15 protein-coding genes and 1 pseudogene are annotated in these 22,954 nt (G+C 68.6%); 9 read left to right on the top strand and 7 right to left on the bottom strand.

The genetic code is table 11. From position 1 onward, the window contains the following. From AC07FA_RS08810 to AC07FA_RS08790, 5 genes are all read right to left on the bottom strand, one after another. On the bottom strand, positions 1-621 hold the full coding sequence (locus AC07FA_RS08810) for a DUF4276 family protein (protein WP_479074085.1): 621 nt from the start codon (positions 619-621) through the stop codon (positions 1-3). Further along, the gene (locus tag AC07FA_RS08805; RefSeq protein WP_479074084.1) at positions 618-1,925 is read right to left on the bottom strand and encodes an AAA family ATPase; all 1,308 of its coding nucleotides are present in this window, start codon (positions 1,923-1,925) and stop codon (positions 618-620) included. The genes AC07FA_RS08810 and AC07FA_RS08805 overlap by 4 nt, the downstream gene beginning before the upstream one ends. Continuing rightward, a complete protein-coding gene (locus AC07FA_RS08800) occupies positions 1,922-3,178 on the bottom strand; it encodes a restriction endonuclease subunit S (RefSeq protein WP_479074083.1) in 1,257 nt (418 codons plus the stop codon). Before AC07FA_RS08800 ends, AC07FA_RS08805 begins: the two co-directional genes overlap by 4 nt. After that, the gene (locus AC07FA_RS08795) at positions 3,175-5,292 is read right to left on the bottom strand and encodes a type I restriction-modification system subunit M (protein ID WP_479074081.1); all 2,118 of its coding nucleotides are present in this window, start codon (positions 5,290-5,292) and stop codon (positions 3,175-3,177) included. The genes AC07FA_RS08800 and AC07FA_RS08795 overlap by 4 nt, the downstream gene beginning before the upstream one ends. Positions 5,293-5,371: 79 nt before the next feature. Next, positions 5,372-7,525 carry an N-6 DNA methylase gene (locus AC07FA_RS08790; RefSeq protein WP_479074080.1) on the bottom strand — a complete coding sequence of 718 codons (2,154 nt, stop codon included), beginning with the start codon at positions 7,523-7,525 and terminating at the stop codon, positions 5,372-5,374. Positions 7,526-7,742: 217 nt separating this feature from the next. Here AC07FA_RS08790 and AC07FA_RS08785 point away from each other — a divergent pair, with 217 nt between their 5' ends. From AC07FA_RS08785 to AC07FA_RS08745, 9 genes are all read left to right on the top strand, one after another. Then, on the top strand, positions 7,743-8,969 hold the full coding sequence (locus AC07FA_RS08785; protein ID WP_479074078.1) for a DNA sulfur modification protein DndB: 1,227 nt from the start codon (positions 7,743-7,745) through the stop codon (positions 8,967-8,969). A gap of 93 nt (positions 8,970-9,062) precedes the next feature. Then, positions 9,063-9,617: a hypothetical protein gene (locus AC07FA_RS08780; RefSeq protein ID WP_479074077.1), complete on the top strand. Its 555-nt coding sequence runs from the start codon at positions 9,063-9,065 to the stop codon at positions 9,615-9,617. A gap of 227 nt (positions 9,618-9,844) precedes the next feature. Further along, positions 9,845-11,515, top strand: a complete 1,671-nt coding sequence (locus AC07FA_RS08775) for a DUF6119 family protein (RefSeq protein WP_479074076.1) — start codon at positions 9,845-9,847, stop codon at positions 11,513-11,515. A gap of 553 nt (positions 11,516-12,068) precedes the next feature. Continuing rightward, complete coding sequence (locus AC07FA_RS08770) at positions 12,069-12,899, top strand: ABC transporter substrate-binding protein (protein WP_479074074.1); 831 nt, start codon at positions 12,069-12,071, stop codon at positions 12,897-12,899. A 50-nt stretch (positions 12,900-12,949) separates the two neighbouring features. Beyond that, positions 12,950-13,738, top strand: a complete 789-nt coding sequence (locus tag AC07FA_RS08765; RefSeq protein ID WP_479074265.1) for an amino acid ABC transporter permease — start codon at positions 12,950-12,952, stop codon at positions 13,736-13,738. Positions 13,739-13,745: 7 nt separating this feature from the next. Next, complete coding sequence (locus AC07FA_RS08760; protein WP_479074072.1) at positions 13,746-14,513, top strand: amino acid ABC transporter ATP-binding protein; 768 nt, start codon at positions 13,746-13,748, stop codon at positions 14,511-14,513. 159 nt (positions 14,514-14,672) lie between these two features. After that, positions 14,673-15,953 (top strand): cytochrome P450, encoded by a 1,281-nt coding sequence (locus AC07FA_RS08755; protein ID WP_479074071.1) that lies wholly within the window; start codon positions 14,673-14,675, stop codon positions 15,951-15,953. Further along, positions 15,950-17,176 (top strand): cytochrome P450 family protein, encoded by a 1,227-nt coding sequence (locus AC07FA_RS08750; protein ID WP_479074069.1) that lies wholly within the window; start codon positions 15,950-15,952, stop codon positions 17,174-17,176. The genes AC07FA_RS08755 and AC07FA_RS08750 overlap by 4 nt, the downstream gene beginning before the upstream one ends. Before the next feature lie 421 nt (positions 17,177-17,597). After that, positions 17,598-18,611, top strand: a complete 1,014-nt coding sequence (locus AC07FA_RS08745; protein WP_479074067.1) for a LacI family DNA-binding transcriptional regulator — start codon at positions 17,598-17,600, stop codon at positions 18,609-18,611. A 79-nt stretch (positions 18,612-18,690) separates the two neighbouring features. Here the strand turns inward: AC07FA_RS08745 and AC07FA_RS08740 are convergent, their stop codons facing one another. Together AC07FA_RS08740 and AC07FA_RS08735 are read right to left on the bottom strand one after the other, a co-directional pair. Beyond that, positions 18,691-20,670: a beta-galactosidase gene (locus AC07FA_RS08740; protein ID WP_479074065.1), complete on the bottom strand. Its 1,980-nt coding sequence runs from the start codon at positions 20,668-20,670 to the stop codon at positions 18,691-18,693. A gap of 14 nt (positions 20,671-20,684) precedes the next feature. Continuing rightward, a pseudogene (locus tag AC07FA_RS08735) lies at positions 20,685-22,911 on the bottom strand (1,4-beta-glucanase). Between the last annotated feature and the right edge of the window lie 43 nt (positions 22,912-22,954).

The following is a 22,954-nucleotide window of genomic DNA, read 5'->3' as shown; positions in this document are numbered from 1 at the left end:
CTATGCTCCCCGTTTTCCGGTCAGAAGATAGGCGACGTCTCGGCAGAACTTGTCGAAGGAGGGTGAGTTGGCGCGAGCCATGGCGATGTCGAAGGCCATGGTCAAGCCCGGCTGATGTTCCTTGGGCTTGTAGGGTCGGCCGGCTGGACGGTGCCGGGTCAGCCACTCCTTGCAGCCGCGGATGTCCTCGGGACGCGGCGGCGAATCCAGGTCACCGGCCATTCCCTGGACTCCGCGCAATGACGGGGTAGCGGCGAGAAACCAGGACTCGTACTCCCGGTGCGCCAGGACCACGGCTGTCGGCAATCCGGGACGGGCACGTTCGATCCGCTCGCGGAGCGCGGGGCCGAGCGTGGCCGGACAGTCGTCGTCGGAGTCGAAGAGCACGAGTAATCCTTCTACGTCCTGTGCGGTCGACAGCGCTGCGTCGACCGCGTCTTCGATTCCGCGCTCGACGAGCAGGGAATCCCGGCCGACACGGAAGGGGCGCGGTAAGTCCAGCCAGACCTCGGGAGCCAGTTCACTGTGGAGACGCCAGAGGAGTACCGGCAGGGCCTGGACCTCGCCGTGCCCTTCGACGATGGTGACGATCCGTCGGGGCCTGGCGGACGGAGTATTCACCGGGTGCCCCGAGCCAGCTGAGCGGGACGCAGTTGTTCCTTGCGATGGAGCTCGGGGAGCATGTCGGGGCGTTCCTTCAGGTAGCGGCGGGTGTGTTCGTCGAGTTCACCGACGTACGTCACTCCACCCGCCATCTCCACCATGCGCAGGTGCTCGGGCCGGACGTGCTCGTCGTCCAGGAAGTCGGAGCTCTGCGTGGTCACGATGACCTGAGTGCGGAGAGAAGCACTCTCCGCCGCCTCGAAGAGCGCCCCCGCCTTTGACGGGTGGATCGCCAGCTCCGGCTCCTCGATGGCAAGCAGCGGGATGGTCCCGTTGGCGGCATCGGGCTGGAAGAGTGCCGTCAGCACGCCTGCCGCTCGCACCGTGCCTTCGGAGAGCTGTTGCTGGTGGAACACCTGCACATGCGGGTCACCAGCGGCGACAGCACCTGAATTGACCGCTTCCCAGTACGGCAGGGGGTTGGTCTGATCCGCCGTCCAGAATCGGGCCTGAAGCGAGGAGAAGTTTCCCTCGCGCCGCTCGTCCACGCCGAGAGAAGCCGGAACGACGGCCCGCAGGGAGGAGTCAGTCTCCTCCTTCAGCAACGGGTACTCGTCAGCCATCAGTCCCAGCACATGCCCGATGTGTTCCCCGGCCGGGCCGAGTCGGGAGTGCCGGGATGCCTCGTCGTCGATCGCTCGCAGCGCTGCTGAGTCCAGCTCGTAGAAAGCCGTGTTGAGGAGGGCGGTCTCGACGGAGAAGAACGGCCCTTGCAGCGCGGCGGCCGAAAGGAACAGGCGGTCACGTCGGCCGGTCAGGGCGCGGCGCGACACATCGAGGCCCTCGGTGGAGTCAAGACCGTCCGGGGTGAGGACGAAGGACTCCGTCGTGTCGTCGGCGAGCTGTAGCCGGCTCTCCTCGCGCAGGATGGTGTGAGCCCCCTCGCCGGACGGGTCCCTGCCAATCTCGATGGCATAGAGCGCGGGGCGAGGGAGATCGTCGCCCTGTTCGGGTACGAGCTGGAGGTCCAGGCAGATCGAGAAGGAAGCCGCCTGCTCAACCCCCTCTCGCTCGGGCGACCGGAACAGCACCCGGTCGAGCCCACCGCGCGCGGCCAGCGCCTTGGCCGGTGAGTGTTCCAGAGCATCGCGAACGAAGCGGATCGCATCGAGGAAGTTGGACTTTCCGGCGGCGTTGTATCCGGCGAGGACGGTGAGGGGGCCGAGAGCTACGTCGCAGGTGGCGACGGACTTGTAGTTCGCGATGCGGACGCGGGTGACGAAGGGGACGGGGTGGGAGGAGCGCTCGGGCTCGGTGGTCATGGCGAGTCAACTCCTCGACCGGAGGCGGTGGAGACGTCGAACTGGCCGGTTACGGCGGCGGTGATGAGGGCTTGGCGGCGCTCGGCGAGGAGGCGAATGGATCCGCTTAGAACCGCGCGGGCCCGCGCGGTCGACTCAGCATCCAGGTCAAGGGCAGCCACGACAGCACCTTGATCGCCTACAGGCACCTTCGGGATCACACAGTCCTTGACGACGCTGGTTGGAAGGTTGTTCGCCATGCCGGCCGCGCCGGAAATTCCGTTCTTGATGTGCTCTCGGGCCTGATGGCTTCGGAGCATGTGTGCCACGAAATCTGCCTGGCTACGTGTGTGGTCAAGCTTCAGCCGGTAGACCTTGTCGCACAGCAGCAAGTTGTGGCTAATGTTTCGCACGATGCCGACACTGCCAATGAGGTCAGTTGAGCCACTGGCGCGCGACATGAGCAGGTCTCCCTGCCGGAGCTTGTACTCACGGCGCGGTTCCATGCCGGAGGGAAGTGCCTTGTGCTGGTCCGGATCGAACTGGCCAGAGTTGACGCAACCGGCCTTGACTACCCCCCATTCCGCATCTGCCACCATTCGGTCCTCACACTGCGGGGACCAACCTTGCTCAATTCGCATCAGCATGTGCCGCAGGCGGATGCTGCCGAATCGCTCTTTGAGCCTTTCGGTGAGTTCGGAGAGCCGACTCAGGCGATGGTCCTCAAGGAGCTGAGCCTGTAGGGCCCGCATGGACGTGAGGCAGTCGATGCGGGAGGTCTCGGTGTCGAGGAAGTCGGCGAGGCGGCGCTGCTCGTCCGAATCGGGGACATCGAAGCCGATGTTTGCGTACCGCTCAGCGTTGAAGTTTTGGATTGTTGAGGCGACCGATTCGGAGTGAATGGTGTGCTGGAATGGGGCGCTCCGGGCCACATAGGCGAGGAATCGATGGTCTACATCCTGGCGAGGACGGAACCGAACTAGATACCCGGCAAATGTTGTGCCTTCGTCCGCGGCGCGGACCAGGTATGACTGCCCAGGAGGGGTGCCGCTCCGCGAGAGTAGGAGGTCGCCTTCATGCAGCGCGAATCTCTCCTCGGGGATGTCTGATACGAACACACCCTGTTCTGCCGGAGTGAGCGTGCCGCTGCTGATGTCCGTTGTGCGGAGTAGCCGTTTCCCCGACTCAGCGTAGTTCTCAGCCGCTGTGTTCAGTCCGTATTGTCCCGCATCTACGCAAAGATTCTTCAGGCGAACGTGGCTCCAGAGGGTCATTCCGTCACCTCGCCCAGCAGCGCCTGGATCTCCGCCTCAAGCGATTTCAACTCCGCGTCGATCTCCGCCAGCGGCCTCGGCGGCTCATACACGTAGAAGTGACGGGTGAACGGGATCTCGTAGCCGACCTTCGTCTTCGTGTGGTCGATCCACGCGTCCGCGACATGCGGGTGTACCTCTCGCTTGAGGTAGTCCTCCACGTCCTCGTCCAGCGGAACGTTCTCGTAGTCCCGCATCTCCGTGTCCGGCTCCGGAGCACCGCCCTTGAGCTTCTGGAGTTCGCCCTCGGGGTCACGCACTCCCACCGTGTCCCTGACCGCCTTCGCGAACGGCGCTCCGCTCGGCCACAGCAGGCCGGCTTCGATCACCGCGTCCTTGAGCGCGACCGTCGCCTCCGACTTCGTCGGCCACGACGTACCGATCAACGGCCGCAGCGCCTCCGCGAACACCGCCGCCTCGGCGTCCACCAACTCCTGGACCCGCGCCGCCTCCTCGTCCGTCAGCTTGCGGCGGGCCTTGACCACCGCGGCCAGCTCCGGGTGCTGCGGAAGCGCCCGCTCCTCGGCCCACTTCTGGACCGGCTTGGAGGCGATGAGCGCGGCCAGGGTCTCGTCCGTCAGCTCGAACCGCAGCTTCAGCGGGCGTTCGACCGTGATGCGGTGGTAGCCGAAGTCCTCATTCCGGAAGACCTTCACCTTGCCGTGCTCCGCGTGCTCCGGGTCAGCGGCGACGTGCAGCGCCTCCCCGTACAGCTTCGTGATGTCGCCGATGTGGTTCGGGCGGTTCCCCGTGCCGTCACCCAGTTCCTTGCGCTTGTCGCCGAGCGACTTGCGCATCTTGAGCCATGAGCCGCGCGCGTCCAGCAGGACAACCTTGCCCTTGTGGTCGGCTGACTTCCTGTTTGTCAGGATCCAGAAGTACGTGGAGATACCGGTGTTGTAGAACAGCTGGTCCGGGAGGGCGACAATCGCCTCCAGCCAGTCGTTCTCCAGGATCCACCGGCGGATGTTGGATTCGCCGGACTCGGCGGCACCACTGAACAACGGCGAACCGTTGAAGACGATGGCGACGCGTGAGCCGCCCCCACCGCTCACGTCCACCGGCTTCATCTTCGAGATCATGTGCTGGAGGAAGAGAAGCGAGCCGTCATTGATGCGGGGCAGGCCGGCGCCGAAGCGGCCGGAGTCGCCGAGCGTTTCGTACTCCGTCTCGACGTCGTCCTTGACCTTCTTCCAGTCCACGCCGAACGGCGGGTTGGCGAGGATGTAGTCGAACGTCTGGCCCGCATGGCCATCGTCCGAGAAGGAGTTGCCGAGAACGATGTTCTCCGGGTCCTGGCCCTTGATCATCAGGTCGGAACGGCAGATCGCCCAGGACTCGGGGTTGAGCTCCTGCCCATACACCTTCACCCGGGCATTCTTGTTGAGCGACTTGACGTGGTCCTCGGCGGCGCTGAGCATCCCGCCCGTGCCACAGGCCGGGTCCATCACCGTGCGTACCGAGCCGGGCAGGGTCAGGGCGTCCGCGTCGGGGGCGACGAGGAGGTTGACCATCAGTTTGATGACCTCGCGCGGAGTGAAGTGCTCGCCCGCGGTCTCGTTCGACTGCTCGGAGAAGCGGCGGATCAAGTCCTCGAAGATGTACCCCATGTTGTGGTTGGGCACGACCTCGGGACGCAGGTCCAGGTCGGTGAACCGGCCGATGACGTCGTACAGCAGCTTCGCCGATTCCAGCTTCTTGATCTGCTGGTTGAAGTCGTACTTCTCCAGGACCTCGCGGGCGTTGTCCGAGAAGCCCGCGACGTAGAGCTGGAGGTTCTGCGCGGCGTTCTGTGCATCGTGGGCGATCTTCTTCAACGTGAGCGACGTCGTGTTGTAGAAGGAGTGGCCCGACGCCCTGCGCAGGAAGCGCCCCTTGTCGACCTCCTGGCCTTCGAGTTCGGCGACGACCTCGATGACCTTGTCGCGCGTCGGCTCAAGGACGCACTCCAGGCGGCGCAGCACCGTGAACGGCAGGATGACCTTGCCGTAGTCGGACTGCTTGTAATCGCCGCGCAGGAGGTCGGCGACGGACCAGGCATGGTTCGCCAGTTCCGTGTGCTTACTGCTGTTCAACGCGTTCCCTTCGATGGCCCCGGCCCGCTTGGGACGGTTGCGATCCAGTGTGGTCGATATGTGGAGATGCCGTTGCCGTTCAAGCCAACGGGCTCTCCGGCGGTGGGAGCAGCGCTCCGGCCGTCAGACCGGTGAGCAGCGCGCGTGCCGTCTCCTCGCCGAGTGCGGCCGTACGGCGGGCTGCGGCGCGTAGTTCGTGTGCGCGTCGGAACGCGGCCCCGTACCGTCGCTGCTCCTCCAGCGGAAGCAGCGGTACGCGCAGCCTGCCGGGCGCGACCTGCAGGATGGTGCTGCCCGTGGAGGCTCCGGCGATGTTGTCCTCGGCTCCGAGGAACCCTGCGAGGAACCAGGGGTCGAGCCGTGTCGGGTCCGGCCGCAGCAGGTGGATGTGGTGGCCGAGCAGGGCTTCGGCGTCCGCCTCGTCCGCGACGCGGGCCATCATTCCGTTGCCGCCGGCTACACCTCGTACGAGAACATCACCCGTGGCGACGGTGTGCGCCGCATCGGTACGCAGGTCCTCCGCCGAGCCCGAGGGGCTGGCGCCGCTTCTGATGTCGGACGCGGTGAGCACCGGGCGTTCCCTGCCGCCCGTGTCCGGGCTCTCGCCGCGGGTGTCCCCACGGCTGCCGGGGACGGCCGCCCGCAGCAAGGAGAGCGCGCCTCCTCGGGCGAGATCGGAGACCGTAGCCGTACGCCACGCCCATACGGACTCTGTGACTGCTGACTTCCACGGCCCGAAATCCGCCGCGCTCTCCAGCGCGGTGAGGGACGTGACGAGCAGCTTGCGCCGTTCCTCCGCGCGCTCTGCCACCTCAGCCGGATCGATGTCGACGGGTGCGGCCCGCACCTGTCGGGCCGGAGTGAGATCGACGAGGTCGTCGACGAGATCGATGGTCGGGACGGCGCGCGCCGCGCCGGGTGTATCGGTGAAGGATTCCGGATCCCCCCTGTACGCGGTCCAATGGGCCAGGACCTCGTCCGACACACTGCTCCAGTCCACACCGGCACGGCGGGGTCGCAGACGGGAGTGTGTAGCCTGCGGCGAGCTCGCAGCGCTTTCGCGCTGGTCCCCGCTCACGTCCAAGAACAGCACGGACGCACTCTCCGCGCCACCCGGCTCCGGGCGCTGAAGAACCCACAGGTGCAGGCCGATGTGCAGCGGAGCGGAAGCGCCGACGGGCAGACCGACGACGGCACGCAGCGCGCCGCTGCGTACGAGCTCGGCACGGATGCGACGGCCGGAGGTGCGTGCGGCCGTCGCCGGCGGTAGCAGGATCACCGCGTAGCCGCCCGGCTCCAGGTGCGCCAGTGCGTGCTGCGTCCAGGCCAGCTCCGATTCGATCCGCGGCGGCACCCCGTAAGCCCACCGCTGGTCGTATGAGAGCTCCTCGTGGCCCCAGTCGCGATCGCCGTACGGCGGATTGCAGAGAACGCCGCCCACCCTCAGTTCAGGGAAGGCGTCGGCGCGCAGGGAGTCGCCCGCGCGTACGGTGACCTGCGCATCCGGTGCCGACAGCAGCAGGCGTACCGCACTGCGCTGAGCCTGTACGGGCAGTGAGTCCTGGCCGTACAACTCTGTCGCTCCCCGACGGGCCGCTGCCGCGAGCAGGCTGCCGCTGCCGCACGCCGGATCGAGGACGCGCGCTGTGTGATCCGGCAGGAGCCGTGCCATGAGGTCCGCGAGTCCCGGAGGCGTCTGATAGGTGCCGCTGGAGGCTGTGTCGTCCAGTTCGCGTTCGGCGAGGACATCGAGCGTGCTCTGCGCACCTTCCTTGTGTACGCAGCGAATCAGGGCGCGGAGAGCGCTGACGTCGTCCGGACGGAAACGGACGGCCTCGGCCTCCGGGACCGAGCCGGCCAGCTCGGCCGCAGCGCTGTCGGCCTGCGCGATGACGTCGGAGTCGGGCAGGCCGTCAAGCACGGTGAGCTCGTCCGCGCTGCGGCGTGAGGCCGCCAGGACGAGAGGGAACAAGCGGCCTGCGACGCCGGACCCCGACCCGTGGAGCCGCAGTACGGTGCGCAGCTCCTCGGACGGTGTTGCGGCGGACGACTGGCCGCGCGCCTCCAGCCACATCCGTACCGCTTCCAGGTCGTATAGCGGACTGCTGTCGGTGCCGCCGGACGGGGCCGGGAAGTCGTCGTGCCGACGGCGCCAGTTGCTGACAGTGGCACGCGTGACCCCCGCGATTCGGGAGATCTCGGCGGCGGTCACCTGAGCTGATGGCTGGGGCATGGGTTCCTGGGCCTCTCGGGAGTGAACAGTAAACACTGTACAGCGCGAGTCAAATCCCTCAAGGCGTTTGACAGTGCTTTCATGGCGATGCTTATCTGGTGGAGCTTCTGGTTGGCGGCGCTCGTCACGGCGAAAGTCTTCGGCGTGCCTGTTCCCCACACCTTGCGACGCGGTGCCCAGACGTGTGCCGCTCCTCTGATCCCGAGGGAGACGCCTCATGCACATCACCCTGCCGACCACGGTCGTCGAAGGAACCCAGCTCACCGTCATGCCGTTCCGGGCGGACGCCGTGATCGGGACCATGTCCGTGGCGACCCTCGTCCAGCTCGTCCCCTCGCCCCGCCGCGAGGAGGACACCAAGACGCTCAAGGCCGCGTCCGGCGCGGTACGGCGCCATGCCGAGCTGCGGGCCCTGGTGCAGCGTGCGCTGAAGTCCACGCAGAAGGGGAAGAACGTCGGCTCGTACGCCGAGTACATCGCCGACGGCGTGAAGGGGGAGCTGGGTGCCGGCTGGTCCACGCCGCCGATCACGTTCTGGCACGCGGGCCCGCTCGCCGCCCTCAGCGACGAGCTGCTGCCCGGCACCGGACTGCGGACGTTGACCATCACCCCCGGCACCTGCGTCGTCGCCATCGACGGCGAGACGCAGACGACGGCCTGGCACGAGCTCTACGACGACCCCGAGCGGTTTGGGCTCACCTACGCCGAACTCGCCCACATCCGCGTCCCCTTCGAGCTGTACGTGGACCTGTCCGTCGCCGATGCCCGTCAGATCTTCTACGACCGCAATGTGCAGGGCGTCGTCGTCGCCAAGAACCTGGCCATGTCCATGGATCAGCGGGACTTCGCTACCCGTCTCGCGCACCGACTCGCCGACTCCGTCAAGGTCGAAGTCGACGACAAACTCGTACCGTTCACGAAGCTCGTCAACGCCAGCAAGCGGCAGGTCGGCAAGACCGACCCGGAGGTCATCACGCTCTCCGCACTGCGTGCTCTCGTCATCACCGCGATCTACGGGCGCGCCGGACTGACCCGCTCGGCGGAGACCGTCCACGAGGACGAGCTCCCCTCCGGGGCGAACGCCGAGCACGTGGAGGGGAATGTCGTCCCCACGTTGGCCCGGCTGATCTCCGACCACTTCCCGCACTTCGCCTCGCGCAGTGCCATCACCGCGCCGGCCGTACTCGCGGGCCTCGGCATCGTCGTGCACCAGACCACCCCGTGGGCCGACCCGATGAACGCGCTGGGCCCCGAGGACCTGTACCGGCTCCTCGCCGACATCCAGTGGGACCGCGAGCCCCGCTACTGGGACGGCGTCGCGGCGAAGGCGAGCGCCACGGGACGGCTCAGCTTCAGCGGCGGAGTCAAGGACTCCGGCGGGCGGGTCGCCGACGCGATCCTCTACCCCGGCACCGAGGCGGGGCGCAGGATCCGCGGCCAGTAGCAACGGGTCCGACACGCGCCGCACCAGCCCGGCCCGTCGTTCCGGCGGGGGCATCCCGAACTCACCCATCACCGAGCCTACTTGGAGCACGCCATGAACACTCCGCAGTATCAGGGCCCCGGACCGTACAGCGCACCCCAGTACGGCGTCCCGGCCCCGCCGGCCCCCGCGCCGCGCAAGCCCTCGCGCGGCAAGGCATGGCTCACGCACGGCGCGGTCGCCTTCGTCGCCCTGCTCATCGGCACGGGCATCGGCTCCAGCGGAGACGCTGAAGCGGGCGGCCAGGCCGACGCCACCGCGAAGCCGGGTCCGACGGTGACCGTGACCAAGACAGCCAAAGCTGCTCCCACGCCGACGGTGACCAAGACGGTGACGGCCAAGCCGAAGAAGACGAAGGAGGCCGGTCCTGTGAGCACCTTCAGGGGGGACGGGGAGTACCTGGTCGGTGAGGACATCGCGGCAGGGACGTACAAGACCGGCGGCAGTGACGGAGCGTTCGGCTGCTACTGGGCCCGGCTCAAGGACGCCAGCGGTGAGTTCGACGCGATCATCGCCAACAACAACCTGGACGGACCGGGGCGCGTGACCCTCAACAAGGGCGAGTACTTCCAGACCCAGCGGTGCCAGGAATGGACGAAGGTCAGCTGACCGGTCGGCGCAGCGCCTTCACCGTCGACCTCTGCAATGCCATCACCGCCGTGACAAGCGACGAGAAACCTCTTCGACAAGCGGGAGGGGCCGCTTGGACACGGCTGGCGAGCCGGGGCGAAGTCACCGTCACCGATGCTTCGGGCGCCGTGCCGGCCGCCGACAGCCCTTGCCCTTGGCAGCTGATCAGAACATGCACCGATTCCTCAGCGTGAAAGGCATCACCCATGGCATTGCCGCAGAAGCCGCAGACCGAGAAGCCCGTCCCCGATACCCGTAAGTGCTCCGTGTACCGGCTCAAGACCCCTGAAGGACCGGGACTCGATCTCCGTGAACTAGTCCTGGAACACCACCTGCAGCGCGAAGGGTACAGCACCCATACCTTCGAGCACGATGGCATCGAAGGGCTTGTCGTGTCCGGCACCATCACACGTGGCCGAGCCGACTGGTGTGCCGTGGTGGAAAGGCTGACGGGCATCTCCGTACAGGAGGCGAACCACGCCGCAGCGGGACTGGTACTTGTGCGTACGGAGCGAGCGGTGTACGCCCTTACCTACGGAGTGGGCCATCACATGATCGATCCGTTCCGTCTCGACGCCGATTTCGGACTCGAGTTCGCCACGCGCTGCCTCGACGACGACCACATTCTTCTTGTGCGCCGGCAGATCATGGACGCCCGCGGACGTACTGACGAGAACGCTACTGCTCGCGGTGAACGTATCGGCGACTTCGGCATCGAGCGGGTCGGGGCAATCATCACCAAGATCAGCGGGATGGTATCGACACTTCCTCTGACGTACATCGACGGTGAGAAGCGCCGTACTGTACGAGTGGTCAGCAGTGACAGCACCATCCAACTTCCGCTGGGGACCAGCCCGGCGACCTTCCTCAACGATCTGCACGCGATCGAGGAAGTGTGTGCCCGCCCTGACCCCTTGCCCGAGCTCGACTTCATTGACCGCATACGTGCGCTGAAGGGGAAGCACGAGATAGTGCAGCGGCTGGAGGCCCGGCTGGAAGAGCTTCTTGCAGACAGCTTGTGCCTTCGCCTTGCTGTCAGCGTTCCCAGTGAGTGTCTGGACAACTACGCGGGCGCGCAGACCTATCGGATCACTAAGGGCTCCCGATCCAAGCAGTCACAGGACTTGGAACTGAAGGACCTCCTGGCCTTTGTCCATGAGCGTCCTGCGGGGAGCCGCCTGAAGGCACTTAAGGACGTTCGGGTGCAGTTGTTCAGCGATGCGGATTGCGAGCTGCCCGCCAGCGGCAAGACCTCAGGCCATCGCTGGCTGATGGCTGACGTGCCCATGGGTGCGGGGCGCTACTTCTACTGCCAGGGCCGCTGGTACGAGATCGGCGCCGACTACCTCACGTCCATCGAGGAGGAGCTCAGCGAACTGTTGGAGCGTCAGCCGAGCGTCACGCTGCCCTCCTGGTCCAAGGGGGGCGAGGGCGCGTACAACATCGACGTTGCCAAGCAGAAGGGCTACACCCTCTTCGACAAAAAGAGCATCGTCACCCCGAAGTTCCGCGGTGGTGGCCTGGAGATCTGTGACGTCCTTGGGCCGCGAAACCAGCTCATCTGCGTCAAGCAGGCAAGGGACAAAACTGCCCCTCTCAACCACCTCTTCGCGCAAGGCCGGGTGGCTGTCGAGGTGCTGCGCAATGATCCACAGGTACGGGCGAAGTTTCTTGCTGCCCTTGCCGAGCACAACCCCAACCATCCCGTCCAGGAGGACCTGGGTGCTGTCACCCTTGTCTACGCGATTCTGCTGAAGGTCGGTCAGGACATCACCGTGAACTCGCTGTTCGCCTTTGCCCAGGTGTCGCTGCTCCAGGCCGTCCATCAACTGCGAGCAATGAACGCACGGGTGGAGATCGTCGCGATCCGGCGCTGACGCCGGAGTGCGGGGGGCGATCGAGATCAAGGCGAAATGGGCAGGTCAGGACAATTGTCGGTGCTACCCGTTGCTCTGCTCGGGTGTATGACACGACCGACCTTGTGTCGGGGGGCCCATCAGGCTGCCGTCGAGGCCGAAAACCGGCGGCTGGCCGGGCAAGACCAGCAGCACTTGCCGGATGACCCGCTTCGGCATGACCTTTGCCGACGGAGCCGTATCGGTGGCATCGCAGCCGCCGGCCCGCCCGGACTGCACGATCCACATCGAGCCCACGTTCTCTCCCGATGGCGCTGGGCCGCCGCAACCCGGTGGCGGCCATCGCCTCGGGGCCGCATTCTCGCCGGGGGCCGCAAGCCCTGGCTCGCTCCCCGCTTTCCGGGACTGTTCAGGCTCCCTGAACCGCCCGGGGAGGAGCAAGTGAAGCGGGACGAAGTCCCCAACCACCAGGGCAGGGTGGACTTTCGCCCGGTGCTCCGACATTCTGTGCGGACTTTGATCGCGGCTCGGCGTTGATCCGCGAGTCCGTCCTTCGTGCGCAAGGGGAACCGCCATGAGCTCGTCCCGCCTGCCCTCCCGCCGGATCGCCGCGGTCTGCGCGGCCGTCGCGCTGGCTCTTCCGCTCAGTGCTTGTAGCAGCAGCGATGACGGAGCGACCGTCAAGGGCGCGAAGTTGGTCAAGTCCGGCCAGATAACCACCTGTACGCATCTGCCGTACGCACCCTTCCAGTCCGAGAAGGACGGAGAGGTCGTCGGCTTCGACGTCGCGATGATCGACCTGGTCGCGGAGGACCTGGGTGTGAAGCAGGTCGTGGTGGACAAGTCGTTCGAGACGATCAAGACCGGCGCCGACCTCAACGCGAGTGTCTGCGACGTGGCCGCCGCCGGCATGACGATCACCGACGAGCGCAAGGCGAATCTGGACTTCTCCGTCCCGTACTTCGACGCCACCCAGGCCCTGTTGGCCCGCAAGGGCGTCAAGGCGGCGTCGGTCGAGGACATCACCGCGCAGAAGCTCAAGCTCGGTTCCCAGTCCTCCACCACCGGCGAGGACTTCGCCCGTGAGCACGGTGCCGACCCGCAGTCCTTCGAGAGCTCCGACGCGGAGCTCAACGGTCTGCGTACCGGCCAGGTGGATGTCATCGTGCAGGACTACCCGGTCGTGCAGAACTGGCTCAAGGACTCCGCCAACTCGGCGAAGTTCGAGATCGTGGGCAATCTCGAAACCGGTGAGCAGTACGGCTTCGCGGTCCGCAAGGGTGGCAACCCCAAGCTGCTCGCGGCGATCGACAAGGCCATCAAGGACGCGAAGGCCGACGGCACATACAAGAAGCTGTACGAGCAGTGGATCGGGCCCATGCCGAAGGGTGTCGACGCCCAGTGACCACCCTGATCAACGGCAAGGACCGGGAGGAGACGGCTGCGCGGCCCCGGATGTCGCCGCGCCGCCGGCGCCGTATCTCCCGCGGGGCGCAGTACGCCGTCTTCGTGATCGCCGTGGTGGCCGTGGGCGCGCTGGCGGACTGGCGCCAGCTCCAGGAGCAGTTCCTGGACCCGTCGGTGGCCCAGCGGCTCTTCCCCGAACTCATCACGGTCGCGCTGCTGAACACCATGGTGTACACGCTGACCGGCTTCGGCGTCGGGCTCGTCCTGGGCCTCGTCGTCGCGCTGATGAGGCTGTCGTCCGTCGCGCCCTACCGCTGGCTCGCGATGGCGTACATCGAGTTCTTCCGCGGCCTGCCCGCGCTGCTGATCTTCATCTTCGTGGGGGTGGGCGTGCCGCTCGCCTTCCCGGGGATCGTTTTCCCCGGGGAGACGTACGGGCAGGTCGCCTGCGCCCTCGGTCTGGTGTCCGCCGCGTACATGGCGGAGACCATCCGGGCGGGCATCCAGGCCGTACCGCGCGGCCAGCTGGAGGCGGCCCGCACCCTGGGGATGTCGCACGCCACCGCGATGCGGTCGATCGTGATCCCTCAGGCCTTCCGGATCATCGTGCCGCCGCTCACCAACGAACTGGTCCTGCTTTTCAAGGACTCCTCGCTGGTGCTCTTCCTGGGGGTCACGCTCCAGCAGCGTGAACTCACCAAGTTCGGGCGTGACCTGGCCAGCACGACGGCCAACACCACCCCCATCTTCGTCGCGGGCCTCTGCTACCTCCTGGTCACTGTTCCGCTCGGCTATCTCGTACGGCGCCTTGAGGCCCGTCATGCACAGGCAAGGTGATCACGGGATGGCGGACATCGCCGCGGCGATCGAGATCCAGGGGCTGCACAAGTCGTTCGGCGACGTCGAGGTGCTGCGCGGAATCGACTTCACGGTCGCGCCGGGCGAGGTCGTGTGTGTCGTCGGCCCCTCGGGGTCGGGGAAGTCGACCCTGCTCCGCTGTGTGAATCTGCTGGAGGAACCGACCAGCGGAACGGTCACGGTCGGCGGTGTCGACATGACCGATCCGGACATCGATCTGGACGCGATGCGCCGACGGATCGGCATGGTCTTCCAGCAGTTCAACCTCTTCCCTCATCTGAACGTCCTGGACAACCTGACGATCGCCCAGCGCCGGGTTCTCGGGCGAGGCAGGGAGGAAGCCGGCCGCGTCGCCCGGGAGAACCTCGCCAAAGTCGGCCTGGCCGACCGCGAGGACAGCTTCCCCTCCCAGCTCTCCGGTGGGCAGCAGCAGCGTGTGGCCATCGCGCGGGCCCTGTCGATGGGTCCCGGGCTGATGCTCTTCGACGAGCCGACCAGTGCGCTCGACCCCGAACTGGTGGGCGATGTCCTGGGGGTCATGCGCACCCTGGCCGACGAGGGCATGACGATGATGGTCGTCACCCACGAGATGGGCTTCGCCCGTGACGTGGCGGACCGGGTGGTCTTCATGGACGACGGCCGCGTGGTCGAGCAGGGCGCCCCGGAGGATGTACTGGCCCGGCCGGAACACCCCAGGACCAAGGCGTTCCTCGCCCGGGTCCTGCATCCGGACGCCGTGCGGCCCGAGGCCTGACGGGAGCGACCGAGTGAGTGGACGCTGTCCCTCTGTGTGCACTCAGGAACGATTCCGCACGCGATTGATGGTCCAGACCACGCTCAACCTCCCTATAGTGGGGCCGCGTTGATCGCATGATCGCGACGGCGTGAAGCTTCCGCCACAGGAGTCAGGACGATGACGCACCCCTCTTCCCGCTCCGGTGGCGGCTGCCCCGTGCCTTCCGGGGCGACCGCCGTCGCGCTCAGCGGTCCCGGGTTCCAGACCGAACCCCAGGCCCTCTACCGATCCATGCGTCGTGATCACGGGGCCGTTGTGCCCGTGGAGTTGACGGGGGGAGTCCCGGCCTGGCTGGTCATCGGCTACCGGGAGCTTCATCAGGTCACGAGCGACGGCGCGTTGTTCCCCCGGGACGCCGGGCTGTGGAACCAGTGGGGCAGTCTGCCCGAGGACTGGCCGTTGCTGCCGATGGTCGGGCGGCCCATGCCGTCCATCTACTTCACCGCCGGTGCCGAGCACCAGCGGCACGCCGACATGGTGGGGCCCGCGCTGGAGGGCGTGCGACCGCACGAACTGCGCGCGCACTGCGAGCAGTTGGCCGACCGGCTGATCGACGACGTCTGCCGCGCCGGGAGCGCCGATCTGATCTCCGACTTCGCGGAGCCCCTGCCCGTGCTCGTCCTCGCGCGCCTCATCGGGTTCCCGGACGAGGAGGGGCTGCGGATCGCCCAGGTGCTGAAGGAACTGGCCGACGGCGGGCCGGGGGCGCAGGAGGCGCATGTCCGGTTCGGGGAGCACATGCGGCGGCTGCTGGCCGCTCGGCGGGCCGACCCGGGGGATGACGTGACCTCCCGGATGCTGGCCCACGCCGAGGCGTTCACCGACGAGGAGTACGTACTCGATCTGATGGCCATCACGGCCGCCGGGCATCTGACCACGGCCGACTGGATCGGCAACTCCATGCGGCTGATGCTCACCGACGACGAGTTCGCCGACGCGCTCGCGGGTGGCCGGCGCAGCGTCGCCGAGGCCATGAACGAGGTGCTCTGGGAGGACGGCCCCACCCAGATCCTGGCCGGGCGCTGGGCGGCCAGGGAGACCCGGCTCGGCGGCCGGTCCATCAGGGCCGGGGACATGCTCCTGCTCGGGCTGGGCGCGGCCAGCGCCGACCCGCACATGCGTCAGCAGCTCTCCGCGACGGGAAGCCTGTCGGGGCAGGGCGGGAACAGTGCGCATCTCGCCTTCAGCCATGGCGAGTACCGCTGCCCGTTCCCCGCGCAGGAGATCGCCGAGATCATCGCCCGTACCGGCATCGAAGTGCTTCTCGACCGGCTGCCCGACCTCGAACTGGCCGTCGCCGCCGAGGATCTCGTACGGCGTCCCTCCGCCTTTCTGCGCGGGATGACGTCGCTTCCCGTCCGCTTCACCCCCGTACGTCCGACAGGAGACTCGTTGTGAAGTGCCCCCATGCCGCCGTGGTCATCGATCCCCTGGTGCAGGACCTCGACGGTGAGACCGAACGGCTGCGGGACGCCGGGCCGCTGGCGCGGATCGAACTGCTCGGTGTGCCGGCCTGGACCGTCACCCGTCACGCCGAGGCGCGCAGCCTGCTCCTCGACCCCCGGCTGGTGAAGGACCTCGACGCCTGGGAGCTCTGGCGGAGCGGTGAGGTGACGCGTGCCTGGCCGCTGATCGGCATGATCGACGCCGGGCGTTCCATGTTCACCGTGGACGGGGCGGAGCACCGGCGGCTGCGGACCAAGACGTCCCAGGCGCTCACGCCGCGTCGGCTGGAAGAGATGCGTCCGGACATCGAGAGGTTCACCGAGGCGCTGCTGGACGAACTCGCCGCGCGGGGCAAGGACGGTGCCACGGTCGACCTCAAGAGCGTGTTCGCCCAGCCGCTGCCCATGCGGGTGGTCGGCCTGCTCATGGGCGTGGACGAGGCCGAGCACGCCATGCTGACCCAGCGGTACAAGGCGTTCTTCTCCATGCTCACCCCGCAGGAGGAACGGCTCGCCCTGCTCGCCGAGCTGGATGTCTTCTACACGCGGCTGGTGCGGGAGAAGGCGGCCCGGCCCACCGACGACCTCACCACCGCGCTCATCCTCGCCGACGAGGGCGGCGAGCCGCTCACCGAGGAAGAGGTGGTCGGTAGCCTCAAGGCGATGGTGGCCGCCGGGCACGAGACCACGATCGGGCTGATCCTCAACGCCGTACGGGCGCTGCTCGCCCACCCCGGCCAGTTGCGGAGGGTGCTGGACGGCGAGGTCTCCTGGGAGACGGTGATCGAGGAAACGCTGCGCTGGGACACCCCCACCACGCACCTGCTGATGCGCTTCGCGACGGAGGACATCCAGGTGGGCGACGACGTGATCGCGAAGGGGGAGGGCGTGGTCATCTCCTACCGGGCCATCGGCCGCGACACCGTGCAGCACGGGGCCGACGCCGACGCCTTCGACATCACCAGGGCCACCCCCATCCGCCACATGACGTTCGGGCACGGCCCGCACATCTGTCCCGGAGCCGCACTGTCCCGGGTGGAGGCGGGCATCGCGCTGCCCGCGCTGTTCGGGCGCTTCCCCCGGCTGCGGCTCGCGGTGGCGGACGAGGAGATCCGTAAGCTGCCGGTGATGACGCAGAACGACATGGAGTCCTTCCCCGTCCTGCTGGAGGGGTGAGCGGGCGCCCCGTGGTCCGGGCACTCAGCGAACAGACGGGGCGTGACTGGATGGGCCGACTGCTGGAGCTCCTACGATCCGAACTCCACGCGCGCCGGGCCGGTCTGCCGCCCGGCGCCGTCTGAGGGAACGCGGGGGGAAGCGCGCGGGAAGTGCGGCCGGCTTGCCCGGCAACCTTTTCGCCGTCGGCGGCGACTACTGAGCGTCCCTTGCGTGCGCGTCCCCGCCCCCGGCGGGCCCGCCCGGCAGGGGCGGTGGGACAGCGCGCCATCGAAGCGCTTCGATGGCTCTCTGGACAGGCCGAGTGCAGGGCTCTAGGCTCCAAGGTAACTATGCATGTCAGAAGGTCAAGGTTCGCTGAGACAGTTTGTCGAAGCGCTTCGAATATTCCGTCATTCGTCGTCCCGCAATGGAGAGCTGAATGGTCACGCTTGCCGAGGTCGCCCAGCACGCCGGAGTCTCCGCGAGCACGGTGAGCTACGTCCTCAGCGGGAAGCGCTCGATCTCGGCCTCCACGCGCGAGCGGGTGGAACAGAGCATCCAGCAGCTCGGCTACCACCCCAACGCGGGCGCCCGGGCCCTCGCCAGCAGCCGGTCCAACATCATCGCGCTGATGGTGCCCCTGCGCACCGACATGTACGTGCCCGTGATGATGGAGATCGCCATCGCCGTCGCCACCACCGCCCGCACCCACGGCTACGACGTCCTCCTCCTCACCGGGGAAGAGGGTCCCGCGGCCGTACGGCGGATCGCCGGGAGCTCCCTCGCGGACGCCATGATCCTGATGGACGTCGAGCTCCAGGACGAGCGGCTGCCCCTGCTCCGGGAGACCGGCCGGGCCGCCGTGCTCATCGGGCTGCCCGCGGACACGGCGGGGCTGACCTGCGTGGACCTCGACTTCGAGGCGACCGGGGCACTGTGTGTGGACCACCTCGCCGGTCTCGGACACCGCGAACTCGCCGTGATCGGTGAGGCCGCGGCCGTGTACGAGCGGCACACCGGTTTTGCCGAGCGGACGGTGGACGGCGTCCGGGCGCAGGCCCGCGCATCGGGCGTCCGGGTGCTGCACCGGCCCTGCGAGGGCGGGTACGCGGCGATGGCCGGCACACTGGCCCGCATCTTCGACGAGCGGCCGGGCACCACCGGGTTCATCGTGCAGAACGAGGCCGCCGTCGAGCCGCTGCTCAACCTGCTGCAACAGCAGGGCCGGGCCGTGCCGGAGGACGTGTCGGTCGTCGCCATCTGCCCCGACCAGGTGGCCGCCCAGGCATCGGTGCGACTCACCTCGGTCGCCATACCGGCACAGGAGATGGGCCGACGGGCGGTCGAGCAGGTCGTGGCCAAGCTCGCGGGCCGTGGCTCCGACGAAGTCGAGCTCCTGACGCCCGAGTTGACCATCAGGGCCAGCACGGGACCGGCCCCCGCGGGAGCGTGAGCGGGAGCCGGTACCCCGTACCGTCGGCCATGGCGCACCGGCCCCCGGGGGAGCGGGAGCCGGTACGCCGTGCCGCCGGTCATGCCGCCGTGGTGCTCCTGAGCGCGGCCACCCCGTAGCGGTCCAGTTCCACGCCGCCGTCCGTCTTCGCGCCGGTCAGCAGATCGATGTGCGGTCCCGGCAGCGGTACGGTCACCCGGTTGCGGCCGTGGTGGAGCAGGAACAGCACGTCACCCCGGCGGACCGCCTCCACCCCGGCGGGCAGGCCGGTCAGTACGGGGCGGACCCCCGCCTCCCCGGCCACGCGGCCCAGCAGCTCGCGCAGGGCCTCCGGGCAGGGCAGCGTCGACACGTACCACGCGGTGGCCTTGCGCAGCACCGCGGGCAGGCCGTCGAGCTCACCGCCGCGGTAGGCGGCGACCGTCTCCGCAGTGCCGTCAGGTTCCAGCTCCTCGGACCACAGACCTGCGTCGAAGCCGTCGCACTCCACCACCGCGCCCGCGTCGAGCGGCCACCACTCGTGCACCGTACGGATCCCGAACAGCTCACGCAGCCGTACGTCCATCCCACCCGGCCTGATCCGGTCGTCCTCGTCGGCGACACCGGTGAAGAAGCCGCAGACCAGCGTGCCGCCACCCCGTACGTAGGCGAGGAGGTTGTCGGTCGCCGCGTCCGTGAGCAGATAGAGGTGGGGTACGGCGACCATCCGGTATCCGCTCAAGTCGGCTTCCGGACGGGCGAACTCGGTCGCGATCCCGTTCTCCCAGAGGCCGCGGTGCCAGGACTGGACGACCTCCGGGTACGAAAGGAGCGAGGACGGCCGCCCCTCCTGCGCACCCGCCCACCACGCGTCCCAGTCGTGCAGGATCGCCACGTCGCCGGCCACCGCGGCGCCGCTCACCTCCGGGCCGAGGAGTCCGAGCTCCGCCCCGATCCGCTTGATCTCGCCGAAGGTGCGCCCCTGTTCGCCCGCGTGGCTGAGCATCCCCGAGTGGAACTTCTCGGCGCCCTGCCGGGACTGCCGCCACTGGAAGTAGCAGATGGCGTCGGCGCCCCGGGCCACCGACTGCAGCGACCAGAGCCGGTTGAGCCCGGCCGGCTTGGGGTGGTTGACCCCGCGCCAGTTGACCGGTCCCGCGGCCTGCTCCATCACCATCCACGGCCCCCCGGCCTGCGAGCGCGTCATGTCGGCGAGCATCGCGTTGTACTGGCCGCCCTGCGGGTCGCGCGGATCGGGATAGACGTCGACCGAGACGATGTCCTCCTCGGCCGCCCACGCCCACGCGTCCTGACCGGACCACAACGGCATGAAGTTGGTGGTCACCGGGATGTGCGGACTGTGCCGGGCGACGATGTCCCGCTCGGCGAGATAGCACTCCATCAGGGCGTCGGACGTGAACCGCCTGAAGTCCAGCAACTGCGCCGGGTTGTGCAGGTACTGGGCCTTGCGGGGCGGCAGGATCTCCGCCCAGGAGTCGTAGCGCTGACTCCAGAAGGCGGTGCCCCACGCCTCGTTGAGCGCCGACACCGTGGTGTACCGGCCGGCCAGCCAGCGGCGGAAGTGACCGGCGGTGGCATCGCACCAGCAGTGCGTGCAGTACTCGTTGTTGATGTGCCACACCGTGAGCGCCGGGTGGTCCGCGTACCGCGCCGCCAGGTCCTCGGTGAGCGCGGCGGCGTAGCGCCGGTAGACGGGCGAGCTGGCGCAGAAGTGCTGCCGAGACCCGTACCAGATCACCGAACCGTCCTCGGCGCGCGGCAGCGTCTCCGGGTGCCGTGCGCCCATCCAGGGCGGTGGCGACGAGGTGGGTGTGGCGAGGACGACTCCGATGCCGTGCTCGTCCATCAGGTCCATCAGCCGGTCGAGCCAGCCGAACTCCCGCGCCCCCGGGCGCGGTTCGATCATCGCCCAGGAGAAGACGCCGAGGGTGACGGAGTTGACGCCGGCCTCCCGCATGAGCCGGGCGTCCTCGGCCCACACCTCCTCGGGCCACTGCTCGGGGTTGTAGTCGCCGCCGAAGAGGATGCGGCCTCGGGTGGCGTCGCGCAGGGAGGGCATGGACGTCTCGTTTCTCACTCGGGGTCCGCGTACTGGATGCCGCGGCCGTTGGTGCCGAGGTAGACGCGGCCGTGGACGCGGGGATCGCCGGTGATGACCTCGCCGGTCCAGCCCCACTGGTGCGCCTGGTCGTTGATCCGGACCCAGGTGGCGCCCGCGTCGTCGGAACGCAGCACCGCCACACCGTCGTACGTGGCGGAGACCCGGCCGGATCGCCGGGTAGCCGGCTCTGGGCCGCCGGCCCGTCGAAGGCGCCGCCCTGCCGAAGCCGAGGGCGTGGGATGCCTGGCAGCCCGCCACCTTGGTGAAGACGAGGCCGCCGTCCGTCGAGCGGAACAGTCCGTTGTCCTTCGCCGACAGCCACAGGTCGCCGCTGCGGCCGGGAGCCGCGGCGATCCGGAACTGCACGTCTCCGGCGGGGAGTTGCGAGGCTCCCCTGGTGAAGGTGACGCCCGAGTCCTTGGACACGAAGACCGCGCCCGTGTCGGTGTCGTAGGCGTAGAAGCGGGCGGAGTCGAGTGGATCGGCGACCGGCGTCGCGCCCTTCGGGAAGGTGGTGACCTCCGTCCAGGTGGCGCCGCTGTTCGTCGAGCGGTGGGCGGCGTACTTCGTGCCGTCCCAGTGGATGAACGACCAGAGGAGCGTTCTGCCGTCCGCGCTCACGGCGATCGGGCCGGGCGCGGAAGCGGCGAGGGACGGCTGCGAGGCGAAGGGCTGCCAGCTCGCGCCGCCGTCGTTCGAATACGCCCCGGCGGCGCCCCCCGAGGGCCAGCCTGTCCGTACGACGTACGACGGTCTGAGCGTGGCCAGTGCGAGCCCGGTGGCCGAGCCGGACACCGGGTTCGACGCCATGCCGCGCGACGGGGACGCGGTCAGGGATTCGTGGTACATCACGCCGATGTCCCCGAGCCCGCTGAGCAGTTGTGCCCCGCCCGAAGGAGGCGCGATCAGCTGGCGCACCGCGGACTCCTCCAAGCCCCTGATCTCCGGCGCCCAGTGCACGAGGTCGCGTGTCCCGAAGACCGTGGCGCCCGTGCCGTACACGATGTGCCGCGAGTCGAAGGGGTCGACGGCGAGGGCCTGGATCCACCAGCCGAACTTCGCGTCGGTGCCGCCCCAGCGCAGATACGGGGTCTCGGACACGTCGAGAACCGCGGAGTCCTTGAGCGAGGTCCAGCTCGCGCCGCCGTCCGTGGAACGGAAGAGGGTGTCGACGGGCCCCCAGCGGTTGTTGGTCGACACGACGACCGTGCCGGGGCGGCTCGCGTCGACGGCGACACCGCCGTATCCGAACGCGTCGCCGCCGCCCGGTGCGACGGGAGAGACGTCGGACCACACACCCGTCACCGTGTCGAGACGGTGGACGGAGCCGTTGGACTGGTTGTTGGGGCCGGAGCCGTCCGCGTAGGTCACGTACAGCGCCCGTGTACCCGCGTCGTACGCGGCGCGGATCGGTACCTTCGTCGCCGCGGCGCCCGCGGACGGCTGCCCCGGCACCGCCTGCCAGCCGCCCGAACCGTCCGTACGGTAGAGCGCCGTGCCGCCGTCACCCCACCCCGCGTACACCGTCCGGCCCGCCGCCACGAGCAATGTGACGCCCTGGCCGCTCGCCGACGCAGTGGCGGGGAAGGCGGCCGGGGCCCAGGTGGCGCCGCGGTCGGTGGAGCGCAGCAGTCCGTCGTGGCGGGTGCCGAGCCAGAGCGTCTCGCTGTCGCGCGGGTCGACGAGCAGCCGCTCGCCCGCACCGCGCCCGTCCTCGTTCGCCCCCAGCCGTACGGTCAGGTCCGTGCGGGCCCAGGTCGCGCCCCGGTCGTCCGACCGGAGCACCGCGCCCGGGCCCGCCCAGGACTGGGCGTACGTACCGAGTGCGAGGTACAGCCGGTTGGGGAAGGCCGGGTCGACTGCCAGGGCCTCGACGCCCAGCAGGTTCCAGTCGTCCCAGCCGAGGTGGTCGGTGAGCGCGGTCCAGCGGGCCGCGGCCGCGTCCCACCGGTAGGCGCCGCCGATGTCGGTACGGGCGTACGCCAGGCCCGCGACGGCCGGGTGGAAGAGCACGCCCGTCACGAAGCCGGTGCCGCCGATAGCGGCGGTCCGCCAGCGGTATGCCTGGGCGGCCGCCCCCCTGCGCCGGGGCGCGGCCCCGGCGGGGGCCGCGACCGCCAGGGTGGAGGCCGCCGCCGCGACGGCCGCTCCGGCGAGCACGGTGCGGCGACGGGGCAGGGGGAGGGACGAATCGCGCATGACGAACACCTTCCGTTGGGGGAGTGGCGGGGTCGTACGTGCG

The organism is Streptomyces sp. NPDC045968, assembly GCF_056430475.1.
This window is presented reverse-complemented; position numbering and strand designations above follow the sequence as displayed.